This window comes from Bowmanella yangjiangensis (assembly GCF_017255015.1).
GTDB classification, from domain to species: domain Bacteria; phylum Pseudomonadota; class Gammaproteobacteria; order Enterobacterales; family Alteromonadaceae; genus Bowmanella; species Bowmanella yangjiangensis.
This window is the reverse complement of sequence record NZ_JAFKCS010000725.1, coordinates 1-367: the sequence shown is the minus strand read 5'-3', so window position 1 is coordinate 367 and position 367 is coordinate 1. Positions and strand designations below refer to the sequence as shown.

Below are 367 nucleotides of genomic sequence, written 5' to 3'. Positions count from 1 at the left end.
AACGCCCCGTACTCACGGGGCGTTTCTCGTTACGGCCTGAGCCCCGGCAACGCGCATCGCCAGCGTGCAACCGTCATCAAACGACGGGATGCTGAAATGACCGTCACGACACCTGCCGACTGCATCGACTTCGTCCACGAAGCAGCTAGCATAGAACTGAGCACGGCCTGTGCGAGGCCGCTCGGTCAGCTCGTGACTGGCACAAGACTTGCCACTGCATTTCCCTGACGCCAGAATGCTGACCATCCGTCGCCCGGACGTTTCCAGCCGGAAATGTCGCTCGCTCTAAGGACCGCATGAACTCCAGCCCCGACACGCCGCCCACCGAGCCGGGAAGCACCATCGCCTGCCAGGTCATCAGGACCGG

General features: G+C 62.9%; 1 protein-coding gene. It reads left to right on the top strand.

Annotated elements, in window-relative coordinates; genetic code table 11:
• Nucleotides 1-228: hypothetical protein (locus tag J0A65_RS26430; protein ID WP_206597152.1), on the top strand; the 228-nt coding region annotated here is incomplete at its 5' end.
• Nucleotides 229-367 lie beyond the last annotated feature (139 nt).